This window comes from uncultured Candidatus Thioglobus sp. (genome assembly GCF_963981275.1).
Lineage (GTDB): Bacteria > Pseudomonadota > Gammaproteobacteria > PS1 > Pseudothioglobaceae > Thioglobus_A.
The window spans coordinates 1-22,734 of record NZ_CAXCCZ010000007.1 but is presented as its reverse complement, the minus strand read 5'-3'; the positions used below and the strand labels follow the sequence as shown (position 1 = coordinate 22,734).

Below are 22,734 nucleotides of genomic sequence, written 5' to 3'. Positions count from 1 at the left end.
AGCATTGTACCTAAATCACAATGCCATTGGCTTGTAACAGCGCATTAATCTCTGGTTTTTTACCCCTAAAGGCTTTATAGCTATCCATAAAGTCCTGACTTCCACCTGTTTCCAGGATATGGTGTAAAAAATCAAGTGATGCATCTGAACCAATACCGCCATGCTCTTGCACATAATAATAAGCATCAGCCGCCAACACCTCTGCCCATTTATAGCTGAAATAACCCGCCGCATATCCGCCAGAAAAAACATGGCCAAAGGTGTTTAAAAATCGGTTTTCATCAATAGCTGACATGAGTGCCGTTTGCTGGCGAACCTGTGTTAAAACCTCATAAGTATCACACTTGCCTAAGTGCGTTTGTAAATCCCATAGAGAAAATTCACACTGACGCAACATACCCATGGCTGATTGGAAATTTTTAGATGCGATTAGCTTGTTATATAATTCATCAGGCAAAGATTTTTGAGTCTCAACATGTTCAGACATTTTGTCAATCACCGATCGCTCATAGCAAAAGAACTCCATATATTGGCTTGGCAATTCAACCCCATCCCAAGGAACACCAGAAATGCCGGCTGCACAAGGATACTTCACCTTGGTTAACACATGGTGTAGCGCATGGCCAAATTCATGGAATATAGTCACTATCTCGTCAAATTCAAACAAAGCTGGCTTACCTTTACTCGGAGAGTTAAGATTACAAACGACAAATGCAATGGGCTTTTCATTCCCAATAAGAGGCTGATAGTCTGCCATCCAAGCTCCGCCACGCTTATCTTTTCTAGCGTATAGATCTAGATAAATTTTTCCAATCAGTTGGTTATTGCTTGTTATTTCCAATACACGAACATCATTATGATAACTCGACTCATCTATTTGCTGAACCTTTACCTTGTACAAACTTTCAATCGTAGAAAATAAGCCTTCCAGTACTTTTTGTTCAGGAAAATAAGGGGTTAAGTCTGACTTTTTAAAACCAAACTTTTTCGCCTTTAACTGCTCACTATAAAAACCCAAATCCCAAGGTTGTAACACTATGCCTGCAAACTGAGATAATTCGTCAAACTCTGCTTGCGCTTGTGACTTTGATTTTTGAACCAAATTTGTTAAAAATTCTAAAATTTGATCAACGCTCTCCACCATTTTTGACTCAATAGAGAGTTGAGCATAATTCTTAAATCCTAGAATATCAGCCATTTCTTGTCTTAGCGCAAGAATTTCATCCATGATTGCTTTATTGTCAAAATCAACTGAGGTGATACCCACCTCTGAAGCTCGAGATGCATAGGCCCGGTAAACCTCCTCTCTAAGCTCTCGATTGTCCAGATAAGTCATAACATCCATATATACTGGCATTTGCAAGTTAAGCTCATAACCTTTGTCTGTTTTAATCTTGGCCAGCTCAGTTTCACTGTAACCCTTTAACTCCTCCAATTCGACAATCTTTATCCATTCATTGGTAGCTTTAAGAGAATTTTTAGAAAACTGATTACTGAGCAAGCTTAATTGTTCTTTAATAGCTTTAAAGCGCTTAGAGTCTTCACCCTCCAGCCCAACACCAGAAAGCTCAAAACCATCGATAGATTCTTGCAAAATATGCTGCTGCTGTTCATTTAAATCAGTATTTTTCAGGTTTTTGTAAGCTGTATAGAGTGCTTTATTACTGGAAATATCTGAATAAAAATTGGTAATAATGGGCAGAGTTTGCTCATACTGAGTATTAAACTCATCACTAAACATCACCGCATTTAAATGAGAATTAACGCTAGTTAATCGACCCAGCTCACACTCAAAATTATCTGTAGCAGTAATTACCTCATCCCAGTTGCCACCCTTTTCAGCCGAAGAGACAACCTCAAACCCTTTTTTAGTAATGTTTTCAATAGATTGAACAATGTTTTCAGGTTTGAAATTTGGTATAAGATTCATGATTACCTTTGTGTAAGCAATTGGATAGATGCTTTAATATTGTCCATAGAGATTCTAAAAAATCAACAAAGGACGCTATTAAAACAGCAAGTAATTTGGTGGAGAGAGAGGGATTCGAATCCAACTTAAAACGTATTATATAGTTAAATATAGCTATACAGCAGCGTTTTAATGATCCACTCCAGCCTGTATTTAGCTATATTTATGACAGGCGTAGTGAAAATGTGGTTAAACTTTTATTGATTAAGCTGACACTCATAAGACACTAAAAATGTGTCCAAAATTAACGAACTATTGCAGTTTATCAAATCAATAGCGCTTACCTTGCACTTGGAATCAAATTACAATATAACTAAATGTAAAAAATAATTAATATTTACTGCATCTTTACCCTACTTTGTTCGTCTACTTATCAAGGTACAATTAATATATCTATATTTTGGAGGAATTTTGTGAAAATAATAACAATGAGTATTTTTCTTTTTGGCTTGATGATGGGCAATGCACAAGCAGACAGAAGTTTTTTGGTTGATTCAGATTGGTTAGCAGAGAACATAGAAGGTGATAAAACGGTAGTTCTAGAAGTGCGCTACGAGCCACACCGCTATTTTACTGTTGGACATATTCCTGGTGCAATTCAGGTAAAGCGATTTAAAGACTTGGCTGATAATAACTCACTCACAGTGACTCGCTTTCCATCTCGGGAGCAATTTCAGAAAACTTTACGCCGCTGGGGTGTTCAGTCTGATTCCACAATTGTTATTTATGATGATACTCGTACTGTCACTGCATCGCGTTTATGGGTTTTACTAAAATTATATGGCTTTAGTGACTCACAACTAAAAATTTTAGATGGTGGCACCATCGGTTGGGCCACATTTGAAGATATGACAACCGAAATCTCTCCAGCACGCAAGCCGAGCAATATTGTATTAAAAGAGGCTGACAGTTCTATGTTTGTGAGATTCCCAGATGTGTACGATGTTATTACAGGGCCACGAGACAATGAAACAACTTTGATTGATGCTAGGCCTCCTGAACGCTATGCAGGCTCAAGTTCCCATGGAGTTCAAGAGGGTCATATACCTGGCGCAATTAATATAGTTAGCATGGATGGCACTGACAGTGCTTCACAAACTTGGCTAGATGAAGATACCATGAAAGAGTTGTATCAATCAGTCTCTAAAGACCAATCAATTATTGTTTATTGTGATGATGGATTCCGTATGAGTAGTGCATACTTACAGCTTAAATCATTAGGCTATAAGAATGTAAAGCTATATGACGGGGGCTGGTCACAATGGGGTAATTGGCTAGACTTGCCAACAGTTAAAGGTGACAAGCCATTTGATGATACTTTCTCTTTGTAGGGTTTAATATGAGGTTCTTGCTTTTATTGGGTACGCTTATTTCTGTTTTCTCAACACCTGTATTTTCTTTAGAAACACAAAAAGTCCATAATAATATTTATGCTTTAGTCGGCGAAACAGGTCCAAGAACTGAAAAAAACTTTGGCTCGAACAATACTGTCGGTTTTGTTGTTACTGATAAGGGGGTTGTGCTAATTGGTTCTGGTGCTATGCCTGCGGGTGCTAAGGTTATTCATCAGGCAATTCAAGAAATAACTTCAAAACCTATTCTCTGGGTTGTTAATATAGGTGCGCAAGATCATCATTGGTTAGGCAATAGTTATTTTGTAAAGCGCGGTGCAAAAGTACTGGCTTTATCAAAAACTGTAAAAACTCAAGAACACCATACAAAAGATCATCTTAATCGCCTTGAATCAACGTCTGGAGAGTCAATTAAAACCATCAACCCAATGCACGCTGGTCAAACCTATAACAAAGATAACAATCTCTTCAACCTTGGCGGGGTTGACTTTGAATTAATTTGGCCGGGTAATGGGCATTTTCCAGGTGATGGAGTGCTTTGGCTACCACAGCAAAGAGTGCTGTTCAGTGGTGACTTTGTTTTTCTCGACCGCATGCTTGGCATTCATCCCTTTAGCTCTGTAAAAGAGTGGCAAAAATCTGTACACCAGCTAGCCAAATTAAATGCAAAACATGTCATTCCTGGCCATGGGTACGCCGCAGATTGGAAAAAAGCTAAAGCACAAACTATTGACTATCTTGATTATTTAGTTAAAGGCGTAACAGCTGCTCAAAAAGAATGGCTTGAGCTCGACGAAACAATTGATCAGTTATCAACAGCATCTAAATTTAAATCATTAAAGAACTTCGATGGTTGGCATAGGCGAAATATACACCGTACTTTTTTACAATTTGAGTCTGAGTAGAGTATCCATGTATGAAATGCATCACTAAAGCCTGGGACCAGTACGAAAATGAGCTTAGATATTTTCTATATAGTAGAATTTCTGACCACTCCACAGCCGAAGATTTATTACAAGATGTATTTGTAAAAGCGCTAATCAAGCGTGATGATTTTTGCAATTTAAGCAATACTCGAGCTTGGCTATTTCGGGTAACTAAAAACCGTCTTATTGATTACCATCGAACTCATAAAAATCATGATGAAGTGGATGAGCAGTATCCAGAAATAATTAGCGAAGGCAGGGACACCCCTGTTGTTCATTTATCAAAATGCTTACCGACAGCATTAAAACATTTATCTGATGATGACCGAGAAATTATTAATCAATGTGATCTTGAAGGGGTGAGTCAGACTAATTTTGCCAAACTTAATAACTTAAGTCTCGTCGCTACCAAATCTCGTATTCAACGTGCACGTAAACGCCTAAAGCAAGAGCTTCACACCGCATGCAAAATTGTATTAGATGACATGGGTAACGTATGCTGCTTTGACCCTAAGTGTAAATAAAAATAAAACTTACCTTATCTTACCTGCATCTTTTTTGCGTCTTAATCGTCTTCTTGGTATCAAGGAGATTAACATGAGCAACGCAACAATTGACACTTCTCAACAAAAGAGTAATGCGCTATTCTACTGGATTGGCGCAATTAGTCTAGCCATTCCAACCTGGTTTTATACTTATTCACAGCTTATTCCTTTTGCAGATTTTATTTTATCCTTAACAGGTTATGATCGCAGCTCACATACTGGTGAAGCAATACACTTCTTTTTCTATGACACCCCTAAAATTATGTTGCTATTGGCCGGCGTGGTCTTCTTTATGGGAATAGTTCAAACCTTTTTTTCACCAGAACGCACACGCTCCTTATTGGCAGGAAGACGCCTGGGAGTTGGAAATAGTTTGGCGGCAAGTTTAGGCATTGTAACTCCATTTTGCTCCTGTTCTGCAGTTCCATTATTTATCGGTTTTTTATCTGCTGGAGTGCCACTAGGCGTGACTTTTTCTTTTCTTATTGCAGCCCCTATGGTGAATGAAATTGCACTGATCCTTTTGTTTGGATTATTTGGCTGGCAGGTTGCGGTACTTTATCTAGGTCTTGGCCTGACCATTGCTATAGTTTCTGGAATGATTATTGGACATTTGAAAATGGAAAATGATTTACAGGACTGGGTACATGATATTCATATAGGAAAAGATCTTCCAGTAAATAACGCATTGATGAGCTGGGAATCTAGATTTAATGCTGGATGGAATTACGTAAAAGAGATTATATATAAAATCTGGTTTTATGTTGTTATAGGAATAGCTGTAGGTGCAATCATTCACGGCTTCGTCCCTGAAGACTTTATGACTTCCATTATGGGTAAGGATGCCTGGTGGTCAGTTCCTGCAGCTGTGGCATTAGGAATGCCTATGTATACGAGTGCAGCTGGAGTAATTCCAATCGTTGAAGTGTTAATCGGCAAAGGTGCGGCATTAGGCACTACCTTAGCATTTATGATGAGTGTCATCGCCCTATCATTGCCAGAGATTTTAATATTACGAAAAGTGCTAAAAACTAAACTAATTGCTACTTTCGTCAGTATTGTTGCCAGTGGAATTTTGCTGGTTGGTTTTATATTTAATAGTATTTTATAAGGAGAAAATTATGACAGAACTACATCCATCTATCGTGGCATTGGTATCACTCGCATCAGGCATTGCCAGCAATCACCCTGCTATGGGACGGTGTCAACTGAAAAAATTACGTTCAATGGGTATTACTGAAAAACAGATCGACATGGCAATTGAAATAGCTAGGCACATTCGTGATGAAGCAGCGCAAAAAACAGACCTTGCTTTTGATAACGCATTAGACCCTAAAGCTTCAAATACAAAACAACCTAATAGTACAGCGCAAAGCTGCTGCTCATCAACAGATAACGGAACTCCATGCTGCTGAAAATGAAATTAATTTTTTAATAAGGAAGTCAAAATGCAAACAATAAAAGTGTTGGGCACAGGATGTGCTAACTGTAAAAACACCCTAGAATTGATAAAAACGGCGGCAGAAGCCAAAGATATTAAAATTAACCTAATTAAAGTTGAAGAGATGAGTGAGATTGTTGGCTATGGTGTGATGTCGACTCCAGCTGTAGTAATTAATGATAAAGTCGTTCATTCTGGTGGCATACCTGATCGCACAATAATTAATGACTGGCTTAGTGATAATTTTTAATAAAATCTAAAATTACTAAAGTAGTGAGAATAGCCCTCTACATATGTCTGGGAAATGCAATAAAGGCGCAAGAGGAGTTGCTAAAGTGTGCTAATAATAAATATTAATATACTTTAAACATAATACTCGCAAACAAGAGGCAAGGTTTTTATCATTTGCCACTAAACAGGTGTCGCTAATCAGCTCCAGCAATTTTGCCAATGACAACTCTTCATCTTCCGCCATTTGCTCTAAAACTGTCCAATAAGCTTCTTCCAGTCTAATGGTCGTACCATGCCCATGTATGCGAATACTTCTCTTAAGTGGGACGAACTCTTTTACTTGTTCAGTTGAGCAAACGTTAAACAAGTGCTTAAGTTTACGATCAGAAAATAATGTGGACATATTTAACTACCTAAAAAAATGTGATGACAGGACATCATGCTGTTGTAATTTATTCTTTATACAGTAAATAGCTATAAATACTGGAAATATCTTTACGACTCAAAGGGTTTCTTAGCGCAATTACACCATTACCCTTAACTCCGGCAATCATACGCGCAATAAACTCTTCAGATGAAAGATTTTTAGCCATTATCTCTAATGATAATGCTGGCATCTTTATTTGGTCGTTATGGCTCAAATGACAGCCGTGGCAATAATGCTGATAAATTTTCATCCCAACCTTTGTATCTTTTTTTGATGCGCTACCTGGTAAGTATTGATCAAGATTTAGTGGATATTTTTTTATTAAAAAATCAAGCTTCAAATACAACTCTTGAAACTTTTTTGCTATAAACAATTGCTCTAACTCTTTAAATAAATATGAAACATTGAGGTTATTATCAATAACCCCTCTGCAAATCCAGTTAAGTGTTCTAAAAGCTCCATCTATTCGGATTTTTAACCCTTTTTTATATAATTCAGGCGTTGTTATTTTGGTTAGCTTTGCAAGATCGCCTCTAATAATAACCAGCTCTGAACTACATAGTTGCTCATCATATTCAATTAAAGACACTTGTTTTATACCAATAATAGAATTGGCCTTTATGGGACCACCTAAAAAGATAAGTACCATAAAGACCAATATAATTTTTCTAGTTGAAATATTGCCGCCCTAATTAGAATGTTTTTATATTTAAATTTAAATTAAACCTAAATATAAATATAAAAACATTCAAACCATCTATTAAATGGTTTGAATGTAAGTGATTATTCGTAAATAATTTTATTTACAAGTCTCTTGTTTCCTTTTGTCCAAGCATGCATTGAACCATCATATAGCTTGAAGTTTTTATTGCCTAAAATCTCATGTTGTATAAACCATGTTCCACTTCCCCAATGACCACTATTACAATAAGCTATGCCCTTTCCTGTAGTCGTTATTCCTTTAGCCTTAAAAATATCCGCTATGTTTTTCTTTGTTTGAAAGGTCTTTCCTTTATGCTTTAAGAATGTTCCACCAAAAGCCGATTTACCACCAGGGATATGTCCTGCTTTATAAACATACTTTTTCTTATAAAACAATCCTAAATATTGGTCCTCTTCTCTACTATCAACCAACACAGTATCTCCACTTTCTACAGCTTTTTCTACATCTGATGTTGTAGCCAGAAGCTCCTTTCTTTCAGTTGTTGAAACAAAACTACCTTTAGAAAGTGTTGCGCCATGACCCATTGCTTTCTTCTCGTTATTCCATTTTGCATTACCACCATCTAACATTGCTACATTATCGTGACCATAGTATTTTAGCTGCCAATACAACCTTGTTCCTAAAAATATATTAGAAGCACCATCTCCTGATGTTGTAATTACTATTGCACTATTATTATTCACACCTAAACTTTGCATGTGCTTATTAAACTCTACTTTGGTGGGAAGCATTTTAATTAACCCCATTCCTTCTTCTGTTTTTTTGGCTCTAACTTTAGACCAGTCAACCAAAACCGCCCCAGCTATTGTCTTCATATCTTTTTTTATCTTTTTTTGTACATCGAGCACAATTACTTTGTCTTTATGATCTGATAACCAATAGGTGCTTACTAATGGTGTACCAATAGTTATTGATGCATTTGCTTGTAATACCATTGCAAATAACATTGTTGTAAATATTAATAGTTTGTTTTTTAACATCATTGTTTCTCCGTTTTTTTGTGTTTTTACTTTCATACTACAGCCTCTTTTATTGTTTCGAATTTGATTATGCACTAAAGAATATATTAAAAGGTAGTAGCATTTGCTATACATTTTTTTTAAATCGGAAAGTGTTCTATATAAACCCATCAATTATTAATAATAAAAATGTATTGATTAATATTGCTTATAAACTTACATGACAAAAAATAGTATTAACAACTACTATAAAAAAATACTTGTGTAATTTTTTAGTTACAAGGGCTGTATTTATATAGTTGAAAAATATCATTTTAAAAACTAATACAATAATACTACCCATGAATTCAAAATAACAAATATAGTGCTCACAACTTCTATAAAAATAAATAACCAACATGGACTTTTTTAAAAAATCACTTGATCCAAGAATTGCATTAGTGGCTATTGCTTTTTTTGATATTTTTCTTTTTTTGATTTTAGGTGCATGGACAGTTGGAGGTGGCGAAACAATGATGACTGGCTTAGCCGCTGAGTTAATTATAGGAGATAAAATTAATGAAATACCTTTCTGGCAAATAGTATTTCCACCTGATTTCGGTTATTGGAAAATTTACATTTCTCTTGGCATGCTTTTTGGCGCATTTGTTGGGGCAAAGTTAAGCAATGAATTCTTTTGGCGCTTTCCAGCTAGTTTATCTGAATGGGTAATGATTACTATAGGCGGCCTGATGATGGGCATTGGAATACGCTTAGCTTTTGTTTGTAACGTATCAACATTCTTTGGATTGACGCCACAACTAAACCTTGGAGGCTATCTATCAATGACCGGGATTATTGCAGGCGCCTGGGTCGGATCTCACATTTATAAAAAAATTTTAAAATTTTAAAAAAGGAATGATATGTCAGTAATTGGTGAAATTTTAGTCGCATTTTTATTTGGATCTGTAGTTGGATTACTGGTGCAACGCTCTAGGTTTTGTAATACAGCAGCATTAAGAGATGCAATATTGTTTAAAACCTACCGAAATACCGAAGCTTTATTGCTCGCTATGATGGTTTTAACCATAGGATTTACAACGTTTATTACCTTTGGCCAAGGTCATACCATGAAATTTGATGTTGGCCTTAATCAGGTTATCGGCTTATTTATATTTGGAATAGGCATGGTGTTAGCAGGCGCTTGCACTGTATCGACATGGGTTAAATCTGGTGAAGGAAATGTTGGTGCAATCTGGGCATTAATATTCACATTTATAGGCATGTTTTTATTTTCATTATTATGGTCATTTGATTACTGGCCCCCTGCCCCTATTGCAATGACTGGCGAGCCTAATTTAGAAACTTTACAACTAGGATTTGCAAATGCAGAAACACTTCAAGAAAAAACTGGAATTCCAGCTATATTTTTTGGATTGATACAATTTGCAGTTTTACTTTTCATATATTTAAAAATTCAAGCAAAGAAATCTTTAAAAACAACAGGAGAAGGATAATGGGTTTATTTACAAAAAAAACTACTAACAAAGTAAGCAGCGACAGCGACAATGATTCAACAATAACTCTTGACAATGGTGACGTGATAAACATCACAAGGACTATTGATTGTCTTGGATTCTCGTGCCCTAGGCCACAATTAATGGCTAAAGGGGCAATGAATGACGCTAAAAGCGGTGATATTATTAAAATAGTGATTGACAACCCTACCTCAATGGAATCTTTAGCATCCATGCAATCAGAGTTAAACAGTATACATCTAGGAACAGTTTTCTCCGATCAGAGCTGGAAAGTTCTTTTACAAAGAAATTAACACATGTCTTTTAACACAACACAAGATAAACAGCTTTTAGTCATATCGATATTAATTATGATAATCACAGTCGTTATTTTTATCTATATGTTTGCTAAAACACCCGAGTCTTTGAAAGCTTCTAGCCACGGCGTTCCATTCTTTACGCCAGATACAATTCATCCAGAATCAGGTGAAATAATTTCAATAGAAAAACTTGTAAAACACTTTAAAGGTAATTGAATAATGGATTATGAAACAACCGCACAATTAATTGCTTTTGTGACTGCATTCTACTTAATGTACATTGGCATTACTTAAATAAAAAAATAAAGGTATTATGAAATATCAAACAAAAATAGGTTTAATTTTTTGCTCATTTGCATTATCAATTAGTTTAATTGTACTGCTTCTTATTTTCCCATTTGCCAAGCTATCGCCAGAAGAAATTAAGCATATGAATACACCACAAAATATTGAAAATTTTGATCTAAATATAAATATGGGGGACGACTATGGATTTCTTCCAGTTGTTGAATTAATGGATCACTATATGGAGAACCCCCCTACAACTAATAACAATACACTCTTAAAAATACCTGAGCGCCAATTCGGAGGCTGTTAATTAATGCTCTACATTATTGGGATAAGTATTTTTCTACATCTTGGTGAGTCGATAGCCAATACCGATATTAGTTATACAAATAATTTAAGCAAAGAATTCTTAGAAAATATAGTCCCTGTAAATTCCAGTAAACTCCAGGAATGTACACTTTATAGTGCTAAAAAAACTAAATGCATGCCCTTTAACGACTTTGAATCTAAAGGAGAACTGGCTAGTTTTAGGGATATTTTTTGGGCTTTTTCCACATCCAACATAGTCCATACCGATGAATTATTGATTTATGGAGAAAGTCAAAAAGAAAGCCAAGCGTTGGCAGCTTTATTTTTTCTTGCTGGGCAAAAAAAAATATGGATTTGGTCAAATAACAATATTAAACAATTAGTTGAGGCAACAGGTAAAGCTAGTGGAAGTAAGAGGCAACTGTTCCGCTCTAGCGCCTATCTAGGAAGAATGAGAGAAAATTTTCTAGTACTAAAAAGTCAAATTCAAAAAATGAAAGATCAAAACTGGAGGTTTGTCGATAACCCTAAAACCCAGTCAAAACATGAAAAGATCATCATTCAATCAAAAGATATTTCTACATCACTTGCAGTTTTTGCCAACCTTGTAGCTTTAGATTACACAAATGTAAAAATAATTATTGATTAAGGAGTTAAAAAATGAGCTTATTATTTATTATTAGCCAAGAGCGTGGTGCAGACCTATTACTTCCACTAAGCGATGCATGTATAAGGAAAAAATATCAATACAGCTGCTTTTTTACAGGTGCAGGCATAAAGACTTTAGAAGATGCAAAAATTAAGCAAAATCTAAACATAATAGAAAACTCTGTAGCATGCCACCACTCTTGGGATCGATATCTTCCCAATACAACTTCAATTGCTACTATGGGTAGTCAAACAAACCTAAGTGAAATGATTGCCAACCATGATAAGGTGGTATCAATATGACAATATCTAACACTAAAAAAGATATTCTAGTATTTGCAATAAGTGATCATGCGGAAGCAATGAGAGTGGCAGCTGGATTGACAATATTTGGACACCGTGTCAGCTGTATTTTTGTTGATAGGCATATTGAAGAAAATGCAGAGACTATTGAAAATGCAGAGCTATTGGAATTGTGTGAAATTGAGCCTTTATCAATACTTGACGATGCCAACATGCAACAAATAGACCAAGTTCAATTTCGTGCAGAATTAGACAAATCTAATCACATACTTACCATTTAACCGATAAAACATACAACATGACTAACTTAAAATATTTTGTTCTAGATGTAGGCTACTTCCCAGATTCTAGCCACCTAAAAAATGAATTAAAATTCATTGAAACGCAAAACGAAACCTCAATAATAGCTAATTTTTCTATCAATAAAATGGCTGATCAGGATTGGGATCAAGTTTTAAATCACATCATTGATTCTGAAAAAAATATTATTTTATAAGGTGGGTCGCCTGTTTAAATAAAAGTGATTAAAAGTCCTTGGCTGACACATAAGGGCTAACACTTATTACCTAAAAGACCCATTGAAAATGTCCAGCCAATTTACTCCTTGCTTTGATAATTGGTAGAGGGCAAGAATCCCTCATTTTTATTCAAAAAATACAGTAACAGTGGCAATTCTAGGAAAAACTTAAGTACATTTTCACGTGAAAAATGTAGTGTCAATGACTTGTAAACATTTATAAGTCATTGATTTTTAAGTAAAAATATGGTGGAGAGAGAGGGATTCGAACCCTCGGTACGTTGCCGTACACCCGCTTTCCAAGCGAGCAAATTAAACCGCTCTGACATCTCTCCAGAAAGAAGTATTTTACGTTAATATCTCTATCAAACCAGTCATTTAAGGAATTTGCTAAATTTTTCCAGTGGCGCTAGCTTTTTTTCAAATAAACATCAAAAATAGGCTAATATTGGGCTTAAAAATGCTGTTTTAGCGTTAATTTAAGTCTATTTCTGTAAATATTAGACTGGTTTTAAAAATTTACTAAATTTTTAACTGATTTTCATACCTGGTGTTGCACCAGAATCTGGCGATAAAATATGTAATGACTTGCCATTACCTGCAGCCAGAACCATGCCTTCAGATAAGCCAAATTTCATTTGTCTTGGAGCGAGGTTGGCCACCATAACAGTTAAACGCCCTTCCAAGTCTTCTGGATTGTAGTGTGCCTTTATTCCAGCAAACACATTACGCGTTTTTTCTTCACCAATATCAAGAGTGAGCTGCAAGAGCTTATCAGCGCCTTCAACATGCTGTGCTTTAACAATTTTGGCAATTCGTAAATCTATCTTAGTGAAATCATTAATTGAAATCATATTGTCATCCTCTTCTTGTTCAGGCTCTTGCTGCTCAGTGGTTTGCTTTGAAGCCTCAATAACAGAATTGATTTGTTCATCTTCAATGCGTGACATTAATGGCTTAAATTTATTAATTTGATGCTTGGTTAGCGGATGCTTAAGGTCTGCCCAATTAAACGCATCGATATTTAAAAAATCCTCCGCTTGCTTTGCCATTTCTGGCAATACTGGCTTAAGGTAAGTCATTAATACCCTAAATAAATTAAGTGCCAGAGAAGTGACATCGTGCACTTGTGCTTCGCTACCCTCTTCTTTAATTAACTGCCATGGTTTGTGCTCATCGATGTATTGATTAGCTTTATCAGCTAGTTTCATAATCTCACGCATGGCTTGATTATAATTACGCGCCTCATACAGCTTGGCAATGTCATCGCCTTTTGCTATAAACTCATTGTAAAGCTCAGGCTCAATCGCATAAGCAGATAGTGTTTTATCGAACTTTTTAACGATAAATCCTGCTGATCGTGAGGCAATATTAACCACCTTACCTACTAAATCAGAATTAACTCGCTGCTTGAAATCTTGCAGGTTAAGGTCAATGTCATCAATTTTGCTTGAAAGCTTATAGGCATAATAATAACGTAAACACTCAGGATTAAGGCTATCTAGATAAGTTCTAGCTTGAATAAATGTGCCACGAGATTTACTCATTTTTTGGCCGTTAACGGTTAAAAATCCGTGCGCATAAATTGCTGTTGGCGTGCGGTAATCAGAGCCCATTAGCATCGCTGGCCAAAATAGTGCATGGAAATATACAATGTCCTTTCCAATAAAATGATACAGCTCAGTTTTAGAATCTTTATCAAAGTACTCGTTGAAATCAAGCCCAGTATCAGTACATAGTTTTTTGAAACTGGCCATATAGCCAATTGGCGCATCCAGCCACACATAAAAATATTTATTTTCCACACCAGGAATTTGAAAGCCAAAATATGGTGCATCGCGAGAAATATCCCACTGCTGCAATCCTTGCTCAAACCACTCTGCCAACTTATTGCTGATTTCTACTTGCAAGTGACCTGCTTCTGTCCAGGCTTTAAGCTGATCTTCAAACTGAGGCAAATCAAAGAAATAGTGCTCTGAATCTTTGGTAATTGGCTTTGCCCCGGAAACTGCCGATTTAGCATTGACCAGCTCAGTAGGCGAATAAGTTGCGCCACAGACCTCACAGTTATCGCCGTATTGATCTTTAGCACCACACTTAGGGCATTCACCACGAATAAAACGATCAGGTAAAAACATTTGTTTTTCAGGGTCAAATGCTTGAGAAATGGTGCGTGACTTTATAAAACCACGCTCATTTAATTTATTGTAAATACCAGATGAAATCTCCTTGTTTTCAGGACTATGAGTCGAGTGGTACTGGCTAAAACCAATGGAGAATTCTTTAAAATCTGCTTGATGGCGCTCACTTACCCCTTTGATTAACTCTTCAGGTGTAATGCCTAGTTCATCAGCTTTAAGCATGATTGGTGTACCGTGTGCATCGTCTGCACAGACATAATGACACTCATGACCCATCATTTTTTGGAAGCGCACCCAGATATCAGTTTGAATATATTCAAGCAAGTGCCCAAGGTGAATTTCGCCATTGGCGTATGGAAGTGCTGAAGTAACTAGGATTTTTCTTGTTGCCATAGGATAGTATTGTTAATATTAAGGTTACGTGATATCGTTATACGATAAAATAGCATCATTTTACTGAAATACAGGCGCACGAATATGGCAGATTTAACCATTGACAACATTAATAGTATTTTAAGCAGTGTTATTGATAAATATACTGAACAAGATATCGTCTCTTCTAATGTAATTAACAATATTGATTTTGATGGTGATAAGGTTGAAATTACCATTGAGCTTAATTATCCTGCAAAAGGCTACCATGAAGAGCTTAAAAAGCAAATAACAGATGCTTTAGCTGAAAATGGTATTAACAATTCAAGCGTTAATATAGAAACGAAAATCGTTAAGTACTCAACCCAAAAAGGCGTTGAAATTCTTTCAGAGGTTAAAAATATTATTGCAGTTGCCTCAGGCAAAGGTGGCGTTGGTAAATCTACTACCTCTGTTAATTTGGCGCTAGCCTTGCAAGCAGAAGGCGCAAAAGTCGCTATTTTAGATGCAGATATTTACGGCCCGTCACAACCAAGAATGTTAGGTGTAAGCAAGCTTAAGCCTGACACTTCAGCAGAGGGAAAGTTACTGCCAATTTTAGGCCATGGCATGCAAAGCATGTCGATTGGCTATTTGGTAGACGAAGACAACCCAATGATTTGGCGTGGTCCAATGGTAACGCAGGCTTTAGAGCAGATGTTGCGTGATACGTTATGGCGCGGGATTGATTATATGATTATCGATCTACCACCAGGAACGGGTGACACACAACTAACACTGTCACAAAAGATTCCAGTTAGTGGCTCTATTATTGTTACAACACCTCAAGACATCGCCCTTCTCGATGCTACAAAAGGCTTAAAAATGTTTGAAAAAGTCAATATTCCAATCTTGGGTATTGTTGAAAATATGTCGCTACATATCTGTTCTAAGTGTGGCCATGAAGAGGCTATTTTTGGCGTTGGTGGTGGTGAATCAATGGCAAAAGATGCACAGGTTAATTTCTTAGGCGCCCTACCATTAGAGATGGATATCAGAACTGATGTAGACGAAGGCACACCAACGGTTGCCAAAGATCCAGATGGGAAAGTGGCTGAAATTTACAAAGAAATTGCAAGAAAAGTGAGTGCCAAACTTACTCAACAAGATCGCGCAATGAGCGCTTTCCCAAGTATTACAATTGAATAACTTATTAATAAGTTTTAAAAATCAGTAAACTATAAAGCCTTAATCAGGCTTTTTTTTATCTATGGACTATTTTCAACAATTTAAAGGTCGTTTCATCGGTGTTATGCAACTAGATGACTGCGACGTATTACTACAAAATTTAATTGATACACCTGATGATTGGTTTATTTATGACACACTAACAACAATGCCAAGTGAGACGCTTAGCGCCGATGTCTTTGTTAAAAAAATTAAAAACATCAAGTCAATTGTTGATGAAGAACATGACGAGCGTTATTGTGGCATTGTCTATACAGATGACTTAAAAAACCCGTCTTTTGTTAAGATATTTCACCCTAAAAACTTAGGTAAAACTTGTGGCAGTAGTGAACACCCGCCTATGCCTCAGTGGCTTATTTCTAAAGAAAAACCAATGGATGTAGTGGCAGAATTTGGCCCCAAAGAAGAGTCTGAAGGCTTTGTTTCTAAATTTCTAAAATTTTAGAAAAGAAGTTTTTTATTTTACAAGGAAAATTTATCTTCTCTAGCTGGGCGTTTATATTTGATAAACAGCTTAAATATCAATAAAATTTAAGCTTAATGGTTTTCAGATACTTGATTGATCGTATACTTTGGAATCTCCACCACCAGGTCTGTATCACCCAGAACTGATTGGCAAGACAAGCGCGAATCCGGATCTAGACCCCATGCCTTATCAAGCATATCGTCTTCTGTTTCGTCTGACTCAGCCAGCGAATCAAAGCCTTCACGCACGTAGATATGGCATGTTGTGCAGGCATTTGACATTTCACAGGCGTGCTCAATTTCAACATCGTTTGCCAGCATAGCACTGCAAACCGTCTCTCCTGCTTGCGCTTCAATAACAATACCTTCAGGGCATAATTCATGATGAGGTAAGATGATTATTTGTGGCATGTTATTTTCCTAATTTATATAATGGGTTAAAATTCGTCGACGCTGTGGCCTTGCATGGCTTTCATGACAGAGCTGTTCATCCGCATTTCCACAAAGCCAGCACACACCTTTTCAAGGTTATCGATTTTATTTTTGATAATTTTTTCTTGTGAATCTTGCTTTACGGCATCAAGCTCAGATCTGGCATTGAGAATATTTTCAAGCATTTGAGCATTGAGCATAGCTTTGTCTTTAATAAGTGCCGAGTCAATGGCTTCAAGCGTTCTACTTGCTTCCACTTGAATTTCATGAAGCTGTCGAGCCTGGATGTCTGATTTGGCAAATAAAATAGAATCCTTCAGCATTTGCTCCATTTGGCCGTCAGATAAGCCGTATGACGGCTTAATAAGCACTTCAGCCTTAACCCCGGAGATTTGCTCGGTCGCACTAACAGATAACAGACCATCAGCATCCACTTGAAACTCAACACGAATACGCGCATTGCCTGCAACCATTGGTGGAATACCGGTTAAATCAAAACGTCCTAATGAGCGACAATCTTTAACCAGCTCTCGCTCACCTTGTAAAACATGAATACTCATGGCAGTTTGACCATCTTTAAAGGTGGTAAATTCTTGTGCGCGTGTAATGGGAATGGTGGTGTTACGATGCACAACTTTCTCAACCAGACCACCCATGGTTTCAAGACCCAATGACAATGGCAACACATCAAGTAATAGCATATCGCCCGCTGACTTATTCCCAGCCAAAATATTAGCCTGAATAGCAGCGCCTTTAGCCACTACCTCATCTGGATTTATTGAGCATAGTACCGGCTTGTTGAATAGATCCCCCACCATGCTTCTTACCAATGGCATACGAGTTGAACCGCCAACCATAATAATATCTTTAACGTCGCTTAGCGCTGTATCTGCATCTCTAAGCGCTCGCTTGGTTAATAGCAATGTTCGCTTGATTAACTTACTTGAAAGTTCATCAAATTTTTCACGGGTAATTTCGTAAGGCGTCTCAATGCAGTCAAATTTTGCAAACCCTTGAGTGCTTAGAGTTTCTTTGGCGGCACGTGCAAATTGCTTAATTTTTTGCATTTGAGTTGGAGTTAGCTCACTAACACCCATTTTTTCAATACAATCATCGATAATTAATTGATCGAAATCATCCCCACCTAAAGTGGAGTCACCTCCGGTGGCCAGTACTTTAAAAACACCCTGGCTAAAACTTAAAATTGAAATATCAAAAGTGCCGCCGCCCAAGTCATAAATAGCATGCACACCCTCTTCGCCCGATTCCAATCCATAAGCAACTGCAGCTGCTGTCGGCTCATTTAAAAGCCTTAAGGTATTAAGCCCTGCTAAGGTAGCCGCATCTTTAGTAGCTTGACGCTGAGCATCGTTAAAATATGCTGGTACGGTGATCACCGCACCAGCCAAATCACCTTCTAGTGCTTTTTCAGCGCGCTGTTTTAAGGAGCTAAGGATAGTACTAGAGATTTCAACCGCTGATAGATCGCCCATGGCAGTATGAAACAATACATTATTGGCATTTTCAACCAATGTATATGGGCAATTTTTAAATGCACTAACCTCTTTATAGCCAAGCCCCATAAAGCGCTTAACTGACACAATGGTATTGGTTGGATCTGTTTTGGCATAAGGACAGGCATCACAACCTACAGTCAGCTTATTGTCTTTGCCACAGTGTACAACCGATGGCAAGATAGCCTGGTTGTTTTCATCCGTTAAAATAACACTTTTTCCGCTTTTTACTGAAGCTACTAAAGAGTTTGTGGTTCCCAAATCTATGCCAATGGCTAGTTTGTGTTGGTGGGGAGCGCTAGACTGTCCTGGCTCTGATATTTGTAATAATGCCATGTTTTACATCCACTCGTCCATAAGCTGTTTTGCGTGAATATTAAGCTGCTCATAGAATTTTAATTCTCTAACCGAATTCTTTATTTGCTCTTTATCTTTTGTAGATTCAAAAATATTGCTAATGCGCTTGATATTGTTTTTAATTTTTTCAGAAATTTGTTCGATAAAGTCATCCAAGTCTAACTCATCTTTGCTAAGCTCAATACCCTCTAAAGCCTCTCTTAACTCTATTTGTGACATTAAAAAATCCACATCCATCTGGGTGTCTTTTTCATCAAACGCATTTATACCGTCTAATTCTAAAAGATAAGTAGCACGTAAAAGTGCAGATTTTAAGGTGTCATAAGCGCTGTTGATTAACGCTGTATTTTGTAAGGCATGATTTTTTTCTTTATCACTACCAGTAGCAAAATTATCGGGATGAAACCTTGCCACCTGATGCTGATAAGCTGACTCCAGCTGATTTGTATCGATATCAAAATTCGGTGTTAATGAAAATAATTCGAAATAATTTTGCATAAACTGTGTTTTAGTAATATATGTTTTTATACGGTAAAGGACTCACCGCAACCGCACTCGGCCTTAGCATTAGGGTTGTTAAATTCAAACCCCTCATTCAAACCTTCTTTAACATAGTCCACCTCAGTACCATCAAGATAGATAAGGCTTTTAGCATCAATAATTACCTGAACGCCGTTATCTTTAAATACCGTATCGTCCTCATTAGCACTATCAACAAACTCCATGTTGTAGCCTAAACCAGAACAACCTGTAGTTTGTACGCTTAGGCGAATGCCAATACCAGATCCTCGATTGGCTAAAAAATCAACAACGCGCTTAGCAGCTGTGTCTGTTAGGGTGATGGACATTGTTAACTATGCTTTGCTTTTAATATCGTTAATAGCCGCTTTAATGGCGTCTTCGGCAAGCACTGAACAATGCACCTTAACTGGTGGTAATGCCAGCTCTTCAGCCAAATCTGTATTTTTAATTTCAGCTGCTTCGTCTAGAGTCTTGCCTTTTACCCATTCGGTTAATAGTGAACTAGAAGCGATCGCTGAACCACAACCATAAGTTTTAAACTTAGCCTCTTCAATGATACCGTCATCATTGACTTGAATTTGCAAACGCATAACGTCGCCACAAGCGGGTGCACCAACCATGCCAGTACCCACATTTTTTGCATCTTTATCAAGTACACCAACGTTACGTGGATTTTCATAATGATCCATTACCTTTTCGCCGTATGCCATGTTATTTCTCCTTGTTCTTATTGTTAGTTATTCTAACCCTTTTAGGAAAGTCTAACTCTTGTATTTTTTGTGTAATCTAGTGCGCTGACCACTCAACTTTACTAATATCAATGCCCTCTTTGAACATATCCCAAAGCGGAGATAAATCACGTAATTTTTGAACTTTATCACGTACCAAATCAATAGCTTTATCAACATCTTGCTCGGTGGTATAACGACCAATGGTAAATCTAATTGAAGAATGTGCCAATTCATCCGATAAGCCTAAGGCGCGCAATACGTACGATGGCTCTAAGCTAGCTGAGGTACAGGCAGATCCACTTGAAACGGCAATATCACTAATTGCCATCATCAAAGACTCACCCTCTACATAGTTAAAACTGATGTTAAGATTGCCTGGAATACGTGACTCCATGTCACCATTAATCACCACCTCTTCCATGCCGTCAAAACCAGCCAGTAGACGATCACGCAAAGTTCTAATTTTGGTATTTTCCTCAAGCATCTCAGCATTTGCAATGGCAAAAGCCTCGCCCATACCAACAATTTGATGTGTTGCTAGTGTGCCTGAACGCATACCACGCTCATGCCCACCACCGTGCATTTGCGCTTCTAAGCGAATACGTGGCTTACGCTGAACATATAATGCACCCATACCCTTTGGACCGTAGATTTTATGTGCCGAAAAACTCATTAAATCAACTGGCAATACACTTAGATCAATCGCCACTTTACCCGCAGATTGGGCCGCATCCACATGGAAGAAAATTTTGTTTTCACGACATAAGTTACCAATAGTTTCAATATCTTGAATCACCCCAATTTCATTATTAACATGCATAATTGATACCAAAATTGTATCCTCACGCATGGCTGCTTTTAAGACGTTAATATCTAACAAGCCATTGGGCATCGGATCAAGATAGTCTACCTCATAGCCTTCACGCTCAAGCTGTCGACAAGTGTCAAGCACAGCCTTGTGTTCGGTCTTAAGGGTAATAATATGTTTACCCTTTTTATGATAAAAATGAGCAATACCCTTGATAGCCAGATTGTTAGATTCAGTTGCGCCTGAAGTCCACACAATCTCTTTTGAATCGGCACCAATTAAATCAGCCACCTGCTGGCGTGCTTTTTTAACAGCTTCATCCGCTTGCCAGCCATAATAATGCGAATTCGATGCAGGATTGCCGAAATCACCATCCATGGTTAAATATTGCATCATTTTTTTAGCGACACGGGTGTCTACCGGCGTAGTAGCCGAATAATCCATATAAATTGGCGTGGTCATACTTATAAAATTCCTATATTTTGTTGTTGGTCATCAATAACCATTTGTAATGTTTTAGAGCTTAAAAAACCTCTAATTTGACTACTAACCTCACACCATAATCTGTGTGAAATACACTGCTTTCCATCATGACAACCTGTAGTACCAGCACATCTACGAAGGTCAATATTTTCATCCACTGCCTCAATAATTTGAGTCAGGTTAATATTTTTTGCCTCAATATTAAGTAAGTAGCCGCCGCCAGGGCCACGCACACTTTTAACTAATTCTGCACGACGAAGTTTGGCAAATAACTGCTCCAAATAAGACAAAGAAATATTTTGTCTTTGAGAGATTATATCCAAAGTAATGGGCCTACCAGTATCGTTAGATGCTAAATCTAACATCGCTGTAACTGCGTAACGACCTTTTGTGGTTAATTGCATATCGACCTCTTATCAGAAAATAAATAGACACTCATTATACGCTTAACCTAGCTTTTTAGTCAAGTAAAAAACCTTTTCCAAGATAAGGTTATTTACTCTCTATCTCCAGGCCATTAACAGAGCTATCTTTTTGATCTTTAATATTGAGCTCTTTAGAGACTTTATGCAGCTGGGAATCAACATCATGCAAATGCTTTAAGATAGAGTTAATCGCCTTAATTGTTGGGTCATCTTCACTGCCGCCTACTGCATAAGAATCAAAATGTTCTGACTTAACAGTTTTATCTTTTAGCACACGTCCAGGCACACCAACAACAGTTTTCTCCGCTTCAATTGATTTCACTACCACAGAGTTTGAGCCAACTCTTACGTGATCACCTAAGGTGATCGGGCCCAAAATTTTAGCACCAGCACCAATCACCACGTTATTGCCCAAAGTAGGATGGCGCTTACCTTTTTGCCAAGATGTTCCACCTAAAGTAACACCATGATACAAAGTAACATCGTCACCAATTTCAGCAGTTTCTCCAATCACCACACCCATGCCATGATCAATAAAAAAACGCCTGCCAATAGTAGCGCCCGGGTGAATTTCAATACCGGTAAACCAGCGTGACAACATAGAAATAAAACGAGCCAACCATTTTAGTTTTAATAGCCATAAGCGGTGCGTTAGCCGATAAAACAACATCGCTTGAACCCCAGAATAACAAGTAATTACCTCAAAGGTATTTCGAGCTGCTGGATCGCGATTAAAAACGCTTTGAATGTCTTCTATAAATCTCATGGCAAAATTATATCATAAATTACTAATAAACTTAAT

The 22,734-nt window shown here is 37.3% G+C and carries 30 protein-coding genes and 1 tRNA gene; 17 read left to right on the top strand and 14 right to left on the bottom strand.

Annotated elements, in window-relative coordinates; genetic code table 11:
- Positions 1–10: 10 nt before the first annotated feature.
- Positions 11–1,930 (bottom strand): M3 family metallopeptidase, encoded by a 1,920-nt coding sequence (locus tag ABNR88_RS02140; RefSeq protein ID WP_291925780.1) that lies wholly within the window; start codon positions 1,928–1,930, stop codon positions 11–13.
- A 467-nt stretch (positions 1,931–2,397) separates the two neighbouring features.
- Between ABNR88_RS02140 and ABNR88_RS02135 the strand changes: the two genes are divergently transcribed.
- The 6 genes from ABNR88_RS02135 to ABNR88_RS02110 all read left to right on the top strand — a co-directional run bounded on the left by ABNR88_RS02135 (position 2,398) and on the right by ABNR88_RS02110 (position 6,483).
- On the top strand, positions 2,398–3,300 hold the full coding sequence (locus tag ABNR88_RS02135) for a sulfurtransferase (protein WP_291925778.1): 903 nt from the start codon (positions 2,398–2,400) through the stop codon (positions 3,298–3,300).
- Positions 3,301–3,308: 8 nt separating this feature from the next.
- Positions 3,309–4,226, top strand: coding sequence for an MBL fold metallo-hydrolase (locus ABNR88_RS02130; RefSeq protein ID WP_291925775.1), 918 nt, complete (start codon positions 3,309–3,311; stop codon positions 4,224–4,226).
- 11 nt (positions 4,227–4,237) lie between these two features.
- Complete coding sequence (locus ABNR88_RS02125; RefSeq protein ID WP_291925773.1) at positions 4,238–4,771, top strand: sigma-70 family RNA polymerase sigma factor; 534 nt, start codon at positions 4,238–4,240, stop codon at positions 4,769–4,771.
- A gap of 73 nt (positions 4,772–4,844) precedes the next feature.
- Positions 4,845–5,903 carry a permease gene (locus tag ABNR88_RS02120; RefSeq protein ID WP_291925770.1) on the top strand — a complete coding sequence of 353 codons (1,059 nt, stop codon included), beginning with the start codon at positions 4,845–4,847 and terminating at the stop codon, positions 5,901–5,903.
- 10 nt (positions 5,904–5,913) lie between these two features.
- Positions 5,914–6,207, top strand: a complete 294-nt coding sequence (locus tag ABNR88_RS02115; protein WP_291925765.1) for a hypothetical protein — start codon at positions 5,914–5,916, stop codon at positions 6,205–6,207.
- A gap of 33 nt (positions 6,208–6,240) precedes the next feature.
- Complete coding sequence (locus tag ABNR88_RS02110; RefSeq protein WP_291925762.1) at positions 6,241–6,483, top strand: thioredoxin family protein; 243 nt, start codon at positions 6,241–6,243, stop codon at positions 6,481–6,483.
- Positions 6,484–6,573: 90 nt separating this feature from the next.
- Here ABNR88_RS02110 and ABNR88_RS02105 read toward each other — a convergent pair whose 3' ends face one another.
- The 3 genes from ABNR88_RS02105 to ABNR88_RS02095 all read right to left on the bottom strand — a co-directional run bounded on the left by ABNR88_RS02105 (position 6,574) and on the right by ABNR88_RS02095 (position 8,631).
- Positions 6,574–6,867 carry a ribbon-helix-helix domain-containing protein gene (locus tag ABNR88_RS02105; RefSeq protein ID WP_053952092.1) on the bottom strand — a complete coding sequence of 98 codons (294 nt, stop codon included), beginning with the start codon at positions 6,865–6,867 and terminating at the stop codon, positions 6,574–6,576.
- A gap of 49 nt (positions 6,868–6,916) precedes the next feature.
- On the bottom strand, positions 6,917–7,540 hold the full coding sequence (locus tag ABNR88_RS02100; RefSeq protein ID WP_053952091.1) for a hypothetical protein: 624 nt from the start codon (positions 7,538–7,540) through the stop codon (positions 6,917–6,919).
- A gap of 134 nt (positions 7,541–7,674) precedes the next feature.
- Positions 7,675–8,631: a rhodanese-like domain-containing protein gene (locus ABNR88_RS02095; protein ID WP_291925756.1), complete on the bottom strand. Its 957-nt coding sequence runs from the start codon at positions 8,629–8,631 to the stop codon at positions 7,675–7,677.
- 341 nt (positions 8,632–8,972) lie between these two features.
- Here ABNR88_RS02095 and ABNR88_RS02090 point away from each other — a divergent pair, with 341 nt between their 5' ends.
- From ABNR88_RS02090 to ABNR88_RS02050, 9 genes are all read left to right on the top strand, one after another.
- Positions 8,973–9,464: a YeeE/YedE thiosulfate transporter family protein gene (locus ABNR88_RS02090; RefSeq protein ID WP_348669901.1), complete on the top strand. Its 492-nt coding sequence runs from the start codon at positions 8,973–8,975 to the stop codon at positions 9,462–9,464.
- Positions 9,465–9,476: 12 nt separating this feature from the next.
- Positions 9,477–10,070, top strand: coding sequence for a YeeE/YedE thiosulfate transporter family protein (locus ABNR88_RS02085; RefSeq protein ID WP_291925750.1), 594 nt, complete (start codon positions 9,477–9,479; stop codon positions 10,068–10,070).
- Positions 10,070–10,384, top strand: a complete 315-nt coding sequence (locus ABNR88_RS02080) for a sulfurtransferase TusA family protein (RefSeq protein WP_291925746.1) — start codon at positions 10,070–10,072, stop codon at positions 10,382–10,384. Before ABNR88_RS02085 ends, ABNR88_RS02080 begins: the two co-directional genes overlap by 1 nt.
- A gap of 3 nt (positions 10,385–10,387) precedes the next feature.
- Positions 10,388–10,606: a hypothetical protein gene (locus ABNR88_RS02075; protein WP_348669899.1), complete on the top strand. Its 219-nt coding sequence runs from the start codon at positions 10,388–10,390 to the stop codon at positions 10,604–10,606.
- Between the two features lie 97 nt (positions 10,607–10,703).
- Positions 10,704–10,988 carry a hypothetical protein gene (locus tag ABNR88_RS02070; RefSeq protein ID WP_291925742.1) on the top strand — a complete coding sequence of 95 codons (285 nt, stop codon included), beginning with the start codon at positions 10,704–10,706 and terminating at the stop codon, positions 10,986–10,988.
- Positions 10,989–10,991: 3 nt separating this feature from the next.
- Positions 10,992–11,636 carry a hypothetical protein gene (locus ABNR88_RS02065; RefSeq protein WP_053952084.1) on the top strand — a complete coding sequence of 215 codons (645 nt, stop codon included), beginning with the start codon at positions 10,992–10,994 and terminating at the stop codon, positions 11,634–11,636.
- Between the two features lie 11 nt (positions 11,637–11,647).
- Positions 11,648–11,938: a hypothetical protein gene (locus ABNR88_RS02060; protein ID WP_053952083.1), complete on the top strand. Its 291-nt coding sequence runs from the start codon at positions 11,648–11,650 to the stop codon at positions 11,936–11,938.
- Entirely contained in the window at positions 11,935–12,219 is a 285-nt protein-coding gene (locus ABNR88_RS02055) for a hypothetical protein (protein WP_053952082.1), read from the top strand. The genes ABNR88_RS02060 and ABNR88_RS02055 overlap by 4 nt, the downstream gene beginning before the upstream one ends.
- A gap of 17 nt (positions 12,220–12,236) precedes the next feature.
- A complete protein-coding gene (locus tag ABNR88_RS02050; RefSeq protein ID WP_053952081.1) occupies positions 12,237–12,434 on the top strand; it encodes a hypothetical protein in 198 nt (65 codons plus the stop codon).
- Between the two features lie 268 nt (positions 12,435–12,702).
- On the opposite strand, the gene ABNR88_RS02045 is transcribed toward ABNR88_RS02050, so the two are convergent.
- Together ABNR88_RS02045 and metG are read right to left on the bottom strand one after the other, a co-directional pair.
- A tRNA-Ser gene (locus tag ABNR88_RS02045) sits at positions 12,703–12,790 on the bottom strand.
- Between the two features lie 195 nt (positions 12,791–12,985).
- Positions 12,986–14,989, bottom strand: coding sequence for a methionine--tRNA ligase (gene metG, locus ABNR88_RS02040; RefSeq protein WP_291925733.1), 2,004 nt, complete (start codon positions 14,987–14,989; stop codon positions 12,986–12,988).
- Between the two features lie 84 nt (positions 14,990–15,073).
- On the opposite strand from metG, the gene apbC reads away from it, so the two are divergent.
- Both apbC and ABNR88_RS02030 read left to right on the top strand, forming a co-directional pair.
- Positions 15,074–16,156 carry an iron-sulfur cluster carrier protein ApbC gene (gene apbC, locus ABNR88_RS02035; RefSeq protein ID WP_291925731.1) on the top strand — a complete coding sequence of 361 codons (1,083 nt, stop codon included), beginning with the start codon at positions 15,074–15,076 and terminating at the stop codon, positions 16,154–16,156.
- A gap of 61 nt (positions 16,157–16,217) precedes the next feature.
- Positions 16,218–16,640, top strand: a complete 423-nt coding sequence (locus ABNR88_RS02030; protein WP_291925729.1) for a hypothetical protein — start codon at positions 16,218–16,220, stop codon at positions 16,638–16,640.
- Between the two features lie 92 nt (positions 16,641–16,732).
- Here ABNR88_RS02030 and fdx read toward each other — a convergent pair whose 3' ends face one another.
- The 8 genes from fdx to cysE all read right to left on the bottom strand — a co-directional run bounded on the left by fdx (position 16,733) and on the right by cysE (position 22,698).
- Entirely contained in the window at positions 16,733–17,071 is a 339-nt protein-coding gene (fdx, locus tag ABNR88_RS02025) for an ISC system 2Fe-2S type ferredoxin (RefSeq protein ID WP_291925726.1), read from the bottom strand.
- Between the two features lie 26 nt (positions 17,072–17,097).
- A complete protein-coding gene (gene hscA, locus ABNR88_RS02020; protein ID WP_291925724.1) occupies positions 17,098–18,942 on the bottom strand; it encodes a Fe-S protein assembly chaperone HscA in 1,845 nt (614 codons plus the stop codon).
- A 3-nt stretch (positions 18,943–18,945) separates the two neighbouring features.
- Positions 18,946–19,461 (bottom strand): Fe-S protein assembly co-chaperone HscB, encoded by a 516-nt coding sequence (hscB, locus tag ABNR88_RS02015; RefSeq protein WP_291925721.1) that lies wholly within the window; start codon positions 19,459–19,461, stop codon positions 18,946–18,948.
- A 26-nt stretch (positions 19,462–19,487) separates the two neighbouring features.
- Complete coding sequence (gene iscA, locus ABNR88_RS02010; RefSeq protein ID WP_291925719.1) at positions 19,488–19,811, bottom strand: iron-sulfur cluster assembly protein IscA; 324 nt, start codon at positions 19,809–19,811, stop codon at positions 19,488–19,490.
- Positions 19,812–19,817: 6 nt separating this feature from the next.
- Positions 19,818–20,195 carry a Fe-S cluster assembly scaffold IscU gene (gene iscU / locus ABNR88_RS02005; RefSeq protein WP_291925718.1) on the bottom strand — a complete coding sequence of 126 codons (378 nt, stop codon included), beginning with the start codon at positions 20,193–20,195 and terminating at the stop codon, positions 19,818–19,820.
- Positions 20,196–20,271: 76 nt separating this feature from the next.
- Complete coding sequence (locus ABNR88_RS02000; RefSeq protein WP_291925717.1) at positions 20,272–21,486, bottom strand: IscS subfamily cysteine desulfurase; 1,215 nt, start codon at positions 21,484–21,486, stop codon at positions 20,272–20,274.
- Positions 21,487–21,488: 2 nt separating this feature from the next.
- Positions 21,489–21,911, bottom strand: coding sequence for an Rrf2 family transcriptional regulator (locus ABNR88_RS01995; RefSeq protein WP_291925715.1), 423 nt, complete (start codon positions 21,909–21,911; stop codon positions 21,489–21,491).
- A gap of 88 nt (positions 21,912–21,999) precedes the next feature.
- A complete protein-coding gene (gene cysE, locus ABNR88_RS01990; RefSeq protein ID WP_291925713.1) occupies positions 22,000–22,698 on the bottom strand; it encodes a serine O-acetyltransferase in 699 nt (232 codons plus the stop codon).
- Positions 22,699–22,734 lie beyond the last annotated feature (36 nt).